Annotated in this window: 9 protein-coding genes; 4 read left to right on the plus strand and 5 right to left on the minus strand. The window is 29.1% G+C overall.

From position 1 onward, the window contains the following. Positions 1 to 27: 27 nt before the first annotated feature. A complete protein-coding gene (gene valS / locus R5397_RS00630; RefSeq protein ID WP_247065951.1) occupies positions 28 to 2,652 on the minus strand; it encodes a valine--tRNA ligase in 2,625 nt (874 codons plus the stop codon). Beyond that, complete coding sequence (locus R5397_RS00635; protein WP_247065948.1) at positions 2,652 to 3,647, minus strand: tRNA dihydrouridine synthase; 996 nt, start codon at positions 3,645 to 3,647, stop codon at positions 2,652 to 2,654. The genes valS and R5397_RS00635 overlap by 1 nt, the downstream gene beginning before the upstream one ends. A gap of 47 nt (positions 3,648 to 3,694) precedes the next feature. Here R5397_RS00635 and R5397_RS00640 point away from each other — a divergent pair, with 47 nt between their 5' ends. Both R5397_RS00640 and R5397_RS00645 read left to right on the plus strand, forming a co-directional pair. Beyond that, the gene (locus R5397_RS00640; protein ID WP_421622539.1) at positions 3,695 to 3,889 is read left to right on the plus strand and encodes a hypothetical protein; all 195 of its coding nucleotides are present in this window, start codon (positions 3,695 to 3,697) and stop codon (positions 3,887 to 3,889) included. Between the two features lie 133 nt (positions 3,890 to 4,022). Beyond that, positions 4,023 to 6,080 (plus strand): ATP-dependent DNA helicase, encoded by a 2,058-nt coding sequence (locus R5397_RS00645; protein ID WP_421622540.1) that lies wholly within the window; start codon positions 4,023 to 4,025, stop codon positions 6,078 to 6,080. Here R5397_RS00645 and R5397_RS00650 read toward each other — a convergent pair. Beyond that, the gene (locus R5397_RS00650; protein ID WP_421622541.1) at positions 6,070 to 6,825 is read right to left on the minus strand and encodes a septal ring lytic transglycosylase RlpA family protein; all 756 of its coding nucleotides are present in this window, start codon (positions 6,823 to 6,825) and stop codon (positions 6,070 to 6,072) included. The genes R5397_RS00645 and R5397_RS00650 overlap by 11 nt on opposite strands. A 173-nt stretch (positions 6,826 to 6,998) precedes the next feature. Here R5397_RS00650 and R5397_RS00655 point away from each other — a divergent pair, with 173 nt between their 5' ends. Beyond that, positions 6,999 to 8,000: an L-threonylcarbamoyladenylate synthase gene (locus R5397_RS00655; RefSeq protein WP_421622542.1), complete on the plus strand. Its 1,002-nt coding sequence runs from the start codon at positions 6,999 to 7,001 to the stop codon at positions 7,998 to 8,000. A 17-nt stretch (positions 8,001 to 8,017) separates the two neighbouring features. Here the strand turns inward: R5397_RS00655 and R5397_RS00660 are convergent, their stop codons facing one another. Further along, complete coding sequence (locus R5397_RS00660) at positions 8,018 to 9,112, minus strand: tetratricopeptide repeat protein (RefSeq protein ID WP_421622543.1); 1,095 nt, start codon at positions 9,110 to 9,112, stop codon at positions 8,018 to 8,020. A gap of 7 nt (positions 9,113 to 9,119) precedes the next feature. Next, positions 9,120 to 9,905: a c-di-GMP-binding receptor PlzA gene (gene plzA, locus R5397_RS00665; protein ID WP_247065938.1), complete on the minus strand. Its 786-nt coding sequence runs from the start codon at positions 9,903 to 9,905 to the stop codon at positions 9,120 to 9,122. 424 nt (positions 9,906 to 10,329) lie between these two features. Between plzA and R5397_RS00670 the strand changes: the two genes are divergently transcribed. Continuing rightward, positions 10,330 to 13,089: a penicillin-binding protein 1A gene (locus R5397_RS00670; protein WP_421622544.1), complete on the plus strand. Its 2,760-nt coding sequence runs from the start codon at positions 10,330 to 10,332 to the stop codon at positions 13,087 to 13,089. The last annotated feature ends 4 nt before the right edge of the window (positions 13,090 to 13,093 follow it).

Consider the following 13,093-nt stretch of genomic DNA (forward strand, 5'->3'; position numbering starts at 1 on the left):
GTAAAATCATAACTTAAAAGGTTTTTACTATTTTTTTAAATTATGAATATAATTGTTAATTTTTGCAATAAAAGAATCAAATTCTTCTAATTTTGACTTCTCAAGATCAATAATCTCCTCAGGAGCATTTGATAAAAAGTCTTGATTTTGAAGCTTTGCCAAAACTAAATGCTTAAGTCTCTCATATTTCTCTAGTTGTTTACCAAGCTTTACAAGCTCTTTCTCAATATCTATTAGACTCTTAATATCTGCAAAACTCTCAAAATCAACATTAGGAACTCCTATCATACCAACATAATTTTCATTGTAAAAGATGCAATCAAAGTTAATTAGCTTCTTTGCAATATGCTCATGTTCCTTAAAATAGCTCTCGTATTTAAAAGTATTACCAAATCGCAAAGCAACATTAATCTTAATATTAGGAACTATACTAAATTCACTCCTAAGAGTTCTAATTGACACAATAAATTCTTTCAATAAATTGAACCGATGATACTCTTCCTTAAAATCTCTTTGACTAACACACTCAGGATACTTTTCTAATGCTAATATATTTTGCAAAGACGTAAACTTAGAATAAATCTCTTCGGTAATAAAAGGTATAAAGGGATGCATAATGAGTAAAGATTCTTTCAAGAAAAATATCAGTTTAGAAATAGTTATATTTTGAAAATTAATATCATTACTATTTAAATTAATTTTACTAATTTCAATGTACCAATCACAAAAATCATTCCAAAAAAATTCATATACTGCTTTAGCAGCCTCATTATACTTATAATTTTTAAAAGCCCAATCTATAACGGCAACAGTTGAATTTAAACTCGTAAGTAACCATTTATCGATATCATCTAACTCAAAATTGTCTAATACTAGCCTACCCTCTAAATTTGATAAAATAAATTTAGACGCATTAAATACTTTATTTAAAAACTTAGCTCCAAACATAAAATCTTTAGTGTCAATATTCAAATCCTGACCTTGCACAGATAAAAATGCAAGAGTAAAACGTAAAGCATCACTTCCATACTGATCGATAATTTCAAGAGGATCTATGCCATTACCTAAAGATTTTGACATTTTTCTACCCTTTTTATCTCTTAACAGGGGTGTTATATATATATCTTTAAAAGGAACTTGTCCTGTAAACTCAAGTCCTGCCATTACCATTCTTGCTACCCAGAAAAATATTATGTCATAAGCAGTAACCAAAGTATTTGTAGGATAATAATTTTTAAAATCAAGAGTAACTTTTGGCCAGCCAAGAGAAGAAAATGGCCATAACCAAGAAGAAAACCAAGTATCAAGTACATCTGGATCTCTAAAGAAACTTCTGCCCTTATATTCTTCTCTTAGAGAAGGATCAAATTCACTAACAATAATCTCTCCTGTTTTAACATCATACCAGGCAGGAATTCTGTGTCCCCAAACTAACTGTCTAGATATACACCAATCTCTAATATTTAATAACCAATGTTTATATGTATTTTCCCACTTTTTAGGATAAAACCTAATCTCACCATTTTTTAAAGCTTGCAAAGCAGCATCAGCTAATGGTTTCATTCTTACGAACCATTGATTTGATAAATAAGGCTCAATGATCTCTCCAGATCTATGACAATGCCCAACCTGATGTTTATGATTCTTAACATCTATTAAAAATCCTCTGTCTCTTAAATCCCTTTCTATCTTGTCTCTTGCAACACTCACACTTAAACCTTGATACTCAATTGGAACACTTTCATTAAGTTTTGCATTCTTAGTTAAAATATTTATCTTAGCAAGATCATGCCTTTTTGCAATTTCAAAGTCATTAGAATCATGAGCGGGTGTTATTTTTAAAGCACCACTACCAAATTCCATATCAACATAACTATCTGCTATTATTTTAACCTTTCTATTTGCAATAGGAATTGTAACGTCTCTACCAATCAAAGATTTATACCGATCATCATTAGGATTAACAGCAACAGCCACATCTCCAAACATTGTCTCAGGTCGAGTGGTTGCAACTTCAATAAAGTTACCATCATCTAATAAATACTTAATAAAATAAATTTTTCCAATAACATCTCTGTACTCAACCTCTTCATCACTAACAACACTTCCAGACCCAGGATCAAGGTTGACAAGATATTCTCCCTTATAAATAAACCCCTTATTATATAAATCAATAAAAACCTTATTAACAGCCTGACAAAGCCCAGCATCAAGAGTAAATCTCTCTCTGGAATGATCATAGGAAGCTCCGAGCCTCTCTATTTGATTAACAATTATTTCTCTATGTTTATCTTTTAATTTAAAAATTTCTTTAATAAATTCTTCACGACTAAAATCATCCTTACTTTTTCCAAGCTCTTTAAGCTGTTTTTCAAAAATCGCTTGGGTTGCAATTCCAGCATGATCTGTCCCAAAAAGCCAAAGAGTATCAGCTCCCTGCATTCTCTTGTAACGAACAAGAATATCTTGCAAAGTAAAATTAAGGGCATGTCCCATATGAAGAATGCCTGTAACATTTGGAGGAGGTGCTACTATACTAAACTTAGGCTCAATCCCATAATTAGGAATAAATACCCCATTATCTAGCCATCTTTTATAAATTCTATCTTCAAAAACCTTAGGATTATAATTTTTTGAAAGGTTATCACTCATTACTTAAGATTATCTCCTATAATATCCATTCGACTTAAATTTTTAAAAAGCTCCTCATAATTACTTGATTTCATAATATTATGAAAATACTCGCTACATCTTTCATCTTCATTAAAATAAATTTTAAAGTACTTTTTAAGTTTATTAAAATCCTTAGTAAGACTCCAAGTAGAATGAAAATCTGTTATATGCAATTTTAATATATTTAATCTAAAATTTAAATCATTACTCAAAAAGTTAGGAAAACCTTTTCTAAATAAGTTTAAATTTCTAAAAATTCCACGACCAAACATTACGCCATCAATAGAATGTTTCTCTACAATCTGATGAGCTTGCTCTAAACTCAAAATATCTCCATTACCAATAATTAATGCAGAAGGATTGATTTGATCCCTCAGATTAACAAGTTTATCAAATACAGAAACATCTATAGGACCTTCACTTTGATTAATAGCAAGCCTGGGATGCACGGTCAACATATCAATACCTAACTTAAGTAAAAATCCCAACCAATCTTCAACCTCAGAATAAAAAAAACCATGCCTTGTTTTAACACTAAGAGACAATCCAAATTTTAAACATGCCTCTTTACTTGAAATAATTATCTCACGAGCCAAAGATTTATTATTAATCAAAGCAGAACAAACTCCTTTTTTAACTATTTTCTTCTTAGGACAGCCCATATTAAGATCAATTCCCCAAAATCCCAAATTACTTAAAATTTCTATTGCCTTAAAAAATTCATCAGGATCATTGCCCCAAATTTGAGCAATCAAAGGTCGATTTAGTTCATCATTTTTTGTCAAAATATGTTGCATTGACTGCTTTGATTTATTTAAAAGCCCTTTTACAGAAATAAATTCGGTAAAATAAATATCAGGAGCATCCTTTCCATTACCTATCAAATGAATCAAATTTCTAAAAACAGTATCTGTAACATCTTCCATTGGAGCCAAAATCATAATTGGACGACTCATATAGCTTAAAAAATTCATAAAATAAATATATAATAAGACAACACCATGGTAAAGAAGTGCGCAAAATGAATCTTAAAGAAGCTAATATAGCTTGCAAAAGAACAAAAAAATTCTCAATATCAACTGAGGATGGATTTAAGAGTATATTAAAAATTAACAAAAACATAATAATTCTTTTCTATATTAATTTTCATTATTATAAAAATGTTCACATTGCAATAAACAATCACATAAACTTTATGGAAAAATCCCTTGAGTAGAGATAATAATGATAATTTGGAGCAACATTTCAAAAAATGAGCTCAATTTATAGCAACTCAAAATTAAATAATTTCACAAATAATATTTACAAAAATATTTTTAAAGAATCAATAAAAAGGATACTTACTAAAATTGAACTTAATTGAATATATATTCAAAAAAGCAGAGTTAAACATCAAAGACTTTGTAAAAAGAAACACACAATTAAAGATGATCGAAAAAATAAGTAAAGCCCTTGAAAATGAAAATTTCTTAGTTATTGAAGCACCAACAGGAACGGGAAAAAGTTTTGCATACTTAATTGCTGCTATTGACTTCATTCAAAAAACACAAGAAAAAATAATAATCTCTACAGCATCTATTAACCTTCAGGAACAATTAATAAAAAAAGATATCGAATCTCTAGAAAAAATCATTCCTTTTAAAATGAAGTTTGGAATAATTAAAGGAATGAAAAACTACCTCTGCCTTCGCCGGCTTAAAGAATTTGAAAGGAACCTTTTAACATATACATTTAATAAAAAAAATTTACAAACACTAATCTACTGGTCACAAAACACACAAACAGGTGATAAAGACGAACTTAACTTTATTGATGAGAAAATCTGGGAAGAAGTATCGGCAAACCCTGAGACATGTTCAGGTATTACCTGTCCTGATGACAATAAATGTTTTTTTAAAAAGGCAAGAAAACAAATATTAGAATGTGATATTATTATAACCAATCATCATTTACTTCTAAATGATCTCTACATAAAAAATGAAATATTAACAGAAAAAGAAAATTATGAAAACGGTTCTGAAAAAAATGATGATGAGATTAATTTAATATTGCCTAATACAAAAAACATAATAATTGACGAAGCTCATTATCTAGAAGAAGCTGCAAGAACATTATTTAGCAGAAGTTTTTCAAGAATTGGGATAAAAAAAACTTTTACTAAAATAGATAAAATAATAAAAAGACAAAACATAAATAATAAATATAAGAAAAATTTTGAAACTTCAACAATACGATGCTTCGAAAATATTGAATATATAATACAAACACAAAAAGATTTTCCATTAATTTATAGAATTACCAATGATACACATAAAACAGATTTTTATATAAGAATTAAAACACACTTACAAAGTGTCATATATAACTTAGAAAGTTATAAAGCAACCATAACATCTTTAACACAAGAGATAGAAAATAAAACAGCAAAAATAGAACTAAACAGACTAATTAAAAACATAGAATATAAAAAATCATTAATTAAAATTTTAATCTCTGAAAATCAATATGACAATCTTTGTTTTTGGATAGAAAATAAAACAAATGTGCTTATATTTAAAATATCAGAGATTTATTTAGGCCCTGGTCTAAACAAAATTATGTATAAACGAGTAAAAAGAATAATTTTCACCTCAGCTACTCTAATGACAAATCAATCATTTTCATACTTTTTAAATCAAACAGGATTGAACTTAAGTAATCAAAACATCAAAATGGAAAAGTTGCCATATTCTTTTCCTTACAGGCAAAGATCAATACTCACCGTTATATCAGATATTGAATACCCTAATAAAGAAGAAAAATTTTTAAATCAATCAACACAGTATATTAAAGAACTTGTAATGTTAAACAAAGGCGGTACCTTAATTCTTTTAACTTCACTTAAAAGCTTAGAATATATAGGCAAAAACATTAAAGACTTTTTATTTACAAATGACATAAACCTCTTCATACAAGGAAAATTGCCAAAACATGAATTAATAAACTCTTTTAAAGAATCACAAAAAAAAAGCGTACTCATAGGAATAAAAAATTTTTGGGAAGGAATTGATATTAAAGGAGATAAATTAACAATGATAATAATTCCCAAATTGCCATTTCAAACTCCTTCTGATCCCATCTTAATGGCAAAACAAGAATTAGCTACAAAATCGAATAAAAATTTTTTCACACAAGAAACACTGCCACAAGCAATAATGAAATTCAAACAAGGATTCGGAAGATTAATTAGAGATCCAAAAGACTATGGGATTATAGTATGTTTTGATAAAAGACTCGTTGAAAAAAATTATGGTACATCATTCCTACGCTCCTTACCTAATATCAAAACTTATTACTCAAAATTTGAAAATATTAAACACATAATAGACATATTCTTTAAAAAGATAGATAAAAATACTAATCCATAGGAATACTATCTCCTGGTATTTTAGTCTTTCTTACCAAAATATCCCTATATCCTGTAGATTTAATAAGTTCAACATTTTTATGAATATCATCAGCATAAGTAGGAATGAACACTGTAAAAAAAGGTCCATGAGAATTTACTAAAACATTAAGTCCAGCTTTTTGAAGTATTCTATAAGCTCTTTGGGCATAATCTTTAGTCTTATAAGAACCAACTTGTATATAAAAATCTGGTTCTTTAGTCGAATTATCTAAAATCTTTTCTGCAACATCAAAGTGATCTTTATCCAAGTCAGCATTATCCTTTAATTTTGAACCCGAAACAACTGAATTATCCTTAAAAAAATCTTCAGTATTAACAATTTTTTTAGATGCTTGAGCCACAACTTTATTTTCATCCAATTGTTCCAATATCTCAACTTTTACAGGAGCAACACCTATTCCTAGAAAATCTAACTTTTCAGCAGCAGATTTTGACAAATCAATTATTCTATCTTTCCTAAAAGGACCCCTATCATTAATTCTTACAACAACTGTCCTATTATTAAGTAAATTAGTAACTCTTACAATAGTATTAAATGGAAGTTCCTTGTGAGCAGCCGTAAGAGCTCTCATATCAAATTTTTCACCATTAGCAGTAGATTTGCCATGAAAAGCCTCGCCATACCATGAAGCAAGTCCAACAGTAGCACTATTTAATTGAGTAAAAGCAAAAAACAAAAATAAGAAGCCAAATCTAATATCCATAATAAGATTAAATAAATTTACCATAACATGTATTATATCATATTGCATATTACAATATAAAGCTTAAGACTTATAACATAAAATCAACAAGTTAAGTTAACCTAAATTGTTTATTTGCAATTTTTTTGCTTTAATAAATAAGTAAGTAAAATTAATAATAGGAAATGACATTAATGAAAACAGAGATTATAGAACAACTCGAGATAAAAAAAGCAGCAAAATTCATAAGAGCAGGAGAATTAGTAGTATTTCCTACAGAAACAGTATATGGAATTGGGGCTAATGCATACAATGACGAGGCCATACGAATGCTCTTTCTAGTAAAGAGGCGTCCTATCACAAACCCTTTAATAGTACATGTTGAATCAATAGAAAAAATAAAAGAACTTGTAGAATATATACCAAAAAGTGCACTGATTTTAATGAAAAAATTCACCCCAGGCCCTCTAACATTTATACTAAAAAATGCGGGTAAAATATCTAAATTCATAAGCGGGGGACTTGACAGCATAGCAGTAAGAATACCATCAGAACCTGTAGCCCTCAAGTTAATAAAAATGAGCGGAGTTCCAATAGCAGCCCCATCAGCAAATTTATCAAGACGTCCCAGTGCCACTAATTTTGAAATGGCAATCAGGGAACTTGATGGTCTAGTTAAAGGAATTATCAAAAAAAATGAAGAATCAAAAATTGGTATAGAATCAACCGTTATAGGATTTAACTCTAAAGGAAATATATCAATACTAAGACCAGGTTCAATCACAAAAGAGATGATAGAAAAAGAACTTAAAGGAAAATTTAAAGTAGAATACTTAGTAGGAAAAGAAATGCTATCTAAATCACCTGGAAACTTACTAGAACATTACAAACCACGCATACCTGTTTATCTATTTAATCAAAAAGATAATATAAGACAGTATGCATCAAGGCAAGATACAAAAGTGCTCATCATGAAAGATACTCTTAATTCATATTGGTTTAACAAAGCTTGGAATATGAATAATATCTGTGTTTTTAATACATTAGAAGAATATGCAAAAAACATTTACAAAGTATTTGTAGAATCTGAGAAAACATACAAACAAATACTTGCTGAATTTGTAGATAATAGTCAACTTGGATACTCAATCAATAATAGACTTCAGAAAGCAAGCCTTAATAAATTTATTACCTAAAAGCAATACAACATAAATTAAAACTCACTACTCAATAGTTCCAAATATTTAAGGGCAATAGGATCACTCGAATCATATTCAAGAACTATCTCAAAACACTCTCTAGCCTTTTTCTTACGTTCCATTTTTAGATAAAGAATTCCAAGATTTAAAACAATTTTGATATTATCAGGTTCAAGCTTCAAAGCCTTAAGTAAATACTTAAGACTATCATCAAACTCAAGGAGTTCCATCAAACAGATTGCAAGCTCGTTCATAGCATCGACATTCTTAGAATCAAGAGATAACACCTCAAGAAAAGCGTCTTTTGCCTCAGAGTAAAAACCCTTTCTTCTATATCCCCATCCAAGCAAGAACCAAGCATTCCAAGAATTTTTATGATATTCTAAAAGTTTAACAAGTTTAGAAATAGCCTCATCTTCCTTCGATAAAATTATCATATCATATATTCTCTCAAGATTTAAAGCTAAACTTTTATGAACTCCTATAGCATTTAATACTTCACTTACCTTATTTTTCAATCTTAAATTATTAGAAATTTTTAAATAATGCTTAAGCAACTCTTGAGCCCTGTCCAAGTTATATTGCTTAACAAAAAAAAAGCCAGCATTTGCAAACACATTTTCATTTGGATTCTCAAACTCTAAAAGTTTCTCATAAATCTCTAAAGCATTTTGATTACTAGTCATAGCATTTATGTCTTGATCAACCCTTAAGAAGTTTTCAGCCATTTTCTCATACAATAATGCCAAATTAAAAAGAAAAACTTCATTTTCATTATCAATACCTTTTAATGCCAAAAAAATCTCAAGAGCCAAATTATAATCTCCCTCATCAACCTTAGTAAGTCCAACATGAATAAGTGTATTGACAATATCAGGATTTAAAGCTAAGAGAAGCTTTTTATAATAAGAAAAATTCACATTACCTTGATCATAAGCCAAAATCTTAAGAATCGCAGACATAACAGCCTCAAAATTAAGTTCATCTTGAGAAAAATGCTTAATATCATCAACCTCAAAGGGTAAAAGTACCTTAGGATCAAATATAAAATCCTTAATTTGACTTGTAAAATCTTCTGGAAGAGAAATATAAACAATATTTTTAAGCATAAATCCTCTAATTAAAATAATCATGAATTAACATAGTATAATCAAGGGGAATCTTTTCCTCACAGAATGCAATGCCTAAAGCTAAAACCTTCCCATTAGGAGTTTGAATAACACTCAAATTTTTTGCCTTGCCAACAATAGATACTTCCTTGTCCGCAATATCAAAACTTAAAGTTAAATCAGCATTACTTTCATCTATTCCCTCATAATCAAAATAAGATATTAAAAGTGCACCTCCATAAGAAAGGTCTTTAATCAAACATTTATGCTTAACACCCTTAAGTTCAATAAAAGCTTTATCAGAACTAAGATTAAGCTTTCTAAGTGAATCTTTATCAATAATAATACGTTCATGTATCCTTTGATTCTGTCCAAGCTTTAAATCAAGCAATTTGCCAATCTTAACTGCAACTTCTTCTGGCATAGGAGATAAAAAATCTAGAGTCAGCAAATTATACTCCTTCTCTTGAACAGAACAAGAAGATATATTTACAAACTTCACAACTAAAGAGGGAATAAAAAAAGAATTATCTCCAACATTATCAAAACTTTTAAACTGAATATTGCCTGAATTTCCATTTTGTGCTAAAACAGGCAAAACTTTATCTTCTTGTAAAATAATCTTAATAGCATTCATAGAAATAGAATAAATTACACCATAGGCCAAATAATTACCAACTCTAATTTCAACAGAATTTTTAATGTTAAGGAAACTGTTGATTTCAGTACTCATCTTAATTTCTTTACCTCTATATTTAGCTTCATAATCCTTTATTTTCCTAGACAAAAACATAAACCTCTCCTTTAAAATCTAAAAAACATGTTAAAATCGATACTCAGGAACTTTAAAGTAATAACATTCAAAAAATTTTAAGTTATGCATACACTTTAAAATAATTTTATCCCAAAATATTAGATACAACCAATAGTTAATACCTTATTCAACATATCTAAGAAAATCACATTAATACTCAAATACTCCAAATAAAATCAAAATGTAAAATCAATTGTATAAACAAAAATAATAAAAAAAAAAGCCTTAACAAAAGAGAAACCCTTACTTGTACTTACTTTAAATCCATATTCTCATTTGCATTAAAGAATACACATAGTATATATATAAAGGAACTATAACAATAATTTCACATTAATAACAACTTACAAAAACATGTTCATTCTAACATATTTATAGTATAATTACATTGGAAGGATGTAATTTGAAAAATCTTAACTTTAGTAAAAAAGCTAAATTACTCATCTATCTAACATATTTTACTACTAGTTTCTCTATTATCTTACTATCAATTGCAATAGTTGAGACTGTAAACATTCAAAGAGACAAAAATTTTGGGGATATAAACCCTGCCATACCCTCAAAACTTTTTGATACAAATGGAAGGATAATAACACAATTCATATCCGACGAGAATAGAGAATTACTCTCTTTAAGAGAAATACCTAATAACTTAATAAGTACACTTTTAATACGCGAAGATCTCAGTTTTTTCTTTCACAGAGGCTTCTCACTAATGGGAATCCTCAGAGCTGCTTTTAATATTGCTATTGGAAGATACTTTTCAGGAGGAAGTACTTTAACACAACAACTGGCAAAACTCCTTTACACCAATCAAGCAAGACGATCAATCTTAAGAAAGCTAAATGAAATTTGGTGGGCCATACAACTTGAAAAGAAACTATCAAAATATGAAATACTTGAAAAATACTTAAATAAAGTGTATTTTGGAAACGGAAATTACGGAGTAGTAGCAGCCTCAAAATTCTTTTTCAACAAAAGCGTCAAAGATATTAACACTGCAGAAGCGGTTTTAATGATTATACAACTACCAAACGCAAAACTCTATTCACCATTTTACAATCCAGAATTCGCTAAAAAAATACAAAAAGCAGTATTGAACCAAGTAATATCTAATGGAATTATAAGTACTGAACTAGCTGAGAGAGAGTTTAATGAATACTGGGCAAACTACGATTGGACTCGTATGGCAGACACATCAGCTATCTCTGATAAAGAAGATCATGCACCTTATTTCTCAGAATACATAAGGCAAAGAATAATTAAACATCTTCCATCCGGAGCAAACATATACAAAGACGGGTACTCAATATACACAACACTTGATCTTGATGCACAAAAGTATGCAGATGAAATTACACAAGAAATGATCATAAAAACAAGAAAAATGTATAATTCTACTAAATCATCTGAGACTCTGGTAATTAATTCAGAAATAGTTCCCATAATTGATACAATATCTGATCTGTTTGGAATAAGAAGCACTAGAATAAATGGAAGACAATACAAAAAACTAAGAACAAGAAAATTTTACGAAGACAATATTGATTTAATTGCAAGTTTCGCAGCAATATTAGGCATTGATAAAATAGACAAAGCAACAAGAGAATACACAATAAACAATAAAACAAATCCAAATTTCATTGTACAACCAGAAGGCGCATTCATAGCACTAGATACCACAACAGGAGCAATAAAAGCAATGGTTGGGGGAAGCGGATATAGAAAGGGAAGCGAATTTAATAGAGCAACCCAAGCAAAAATACAACCTGGAAGTGCATTTAAAGCATTATACTTTTCAGCAGCTATTGATCTTAAAAAAATCACAGCTGCAACAATGTTTTCAGACTCTCCAGTAGCATTTTTCAATCAAGAAGGAGAAGTCTATGCACCTGAGAACTACGGAGGGAAATGGAGAGGCAATGTATTAACACGTAAAGTATTAGCTTTATCACTAAATATTCCCTCTCTTAGAATACTCGATACATTAGGATTTGAAAATGCAATTAAATATTCTGCTAAATTATTAGGAATAAAAGATCAAAATGAAATAAACAAAACATTTCCTAAAGTATATCCTCTTGCACTCGGTATCATATCAACATCTCCAATACAAATGGCAAGAGCATTCGCAATTTTGGGTAACAATGGAAAAGAAGTGGAACCATATGGAATTAAATATATTGAAGATAGGAATGGAAAAGTAATAGCAAATGTAGAATCTGAAACGCTAACAGCAATTAAAAATAAAGGGGCTAATGCACAAATAGTATCTCCTCAAACTGCCTATATTATGACAGATATGATGAAATCAACAATTCAATATGGAACCTTAGCAAATCAAAGACATACAAATCTTAAAGACTTTAAATCTGATATTGCGGGAAAATCAGGAACTACTCAAAACTGGGCTGATGGATGGGCAATAGGATACTCACCCTATATAACAACTGCTTTATGGATTGGTTTTGATAAAAAGGGATATTCATTAGGAACTGCTGGAACAGGAACAGGACTTGCTGGTCCTAGTTGGGGAAAATTTATGGCAGAATACCATAAAAATTTACCTAGAAAAGTTTTCATAAGACCTAAAGGCTTAATTAATGTACAAGTACAATCAGAAACAGGACTATTACCAGAAGGAGTCCCTAACGAAACAACAATAAATGAAATATTCATTGCAGGAACTCAGCCATTTGAAAAGTCAAAATACTATGAAAATAAATCTGAATTTTTAAATAAAATGGAATTTAATGTTTATGGAATCGATAAAATCGATGACAATAATGAGTTAAGCATTGAGGTTAATGAATTTGAATATCTTATAGATGACTTTAATCCATTAAATAAAATAGAAAACAAAACAGAACTTGAAAATGATATCAATGAAACTAACAATAGTAACTTGGATAATAGTTTAGAAAATGAACATAATCAAGAAAACGTGAATCATGACATACCAGATATAAATCTAGATGATAATATCAACAACACAAGTACAGATGATAATGATGACAATATTAACATAGATGATACTAATATAGACAAAAAAGGCAAAGAAAACGATACAGAAATTAAAGCAAATTCTCTCATTGATGAAAATGAACAAATTGACGAAAATGGACACAAAGATGTAAATGGAGAAAATATTCAATTGGATTAATAAA

The organism is Borrelia sp. MN22-0132 (assembly GCF_049201035.1).
Taxonomy (GTDB): Bacteria; Spirochaetota; Spirochaetia; order Borreliales; family Borreliaceae; genus Borrelia; species Borrelia puertoricensis.

Excerpts from the sequence above, each read along its gene's own strand:
- plzA (WP_247065938.1), bottom strand. The coding sequence starts at position 9,905 with ATGTTTTTGTCTAGGAAAATAAAGGATTATGAAGCTAAATATAGAGGT.
- R5397_RS00635 (WP_247065948.1), bottom strand. The coding sequence starts at position 3,647 with ATGAATTTTTTAAGCTATATGAGTCGTCCAATTATGATTTTGGCTCCA.
- R5397_RS00650 (WP_421622541.1), bottom strand. The coding sequence starts at position 6,825 with ATGGATATTAGATTTGGCTTCTTATTTTTGTTTTTTGCTTTTACTCAA.
- valS (WP_247065951.1), bottom strand. The coding sequence starts at position 2,652 with ATGAGTGATAACCTTTCAAAAAATTATAATCCTAAGGTTTTTGAAGAT.
- R5397_RS00640 (WP_421622539.1), top strand. The coding sequence starts at position 3,695 with ATGAATCTTAAAGAAGCTAATATAGCTTGCAAAAGAACAAAAAAATTC.
- R5397_RS00660 (WP_421622543.1), bottom strand. The coding sequence starts at position 9,112 with ATGCTTAAAAATATTGTTTATATTTCTCTTCCAGAAGATTTTACAAGT.
- R5397_RS00655 (WP_421622542.1), top strand. The coding sequence starts at position 6,999 with ATGAAAACAGAGATTATAGAACAACTCGAGATAAAAAAAGCAGCAAAA.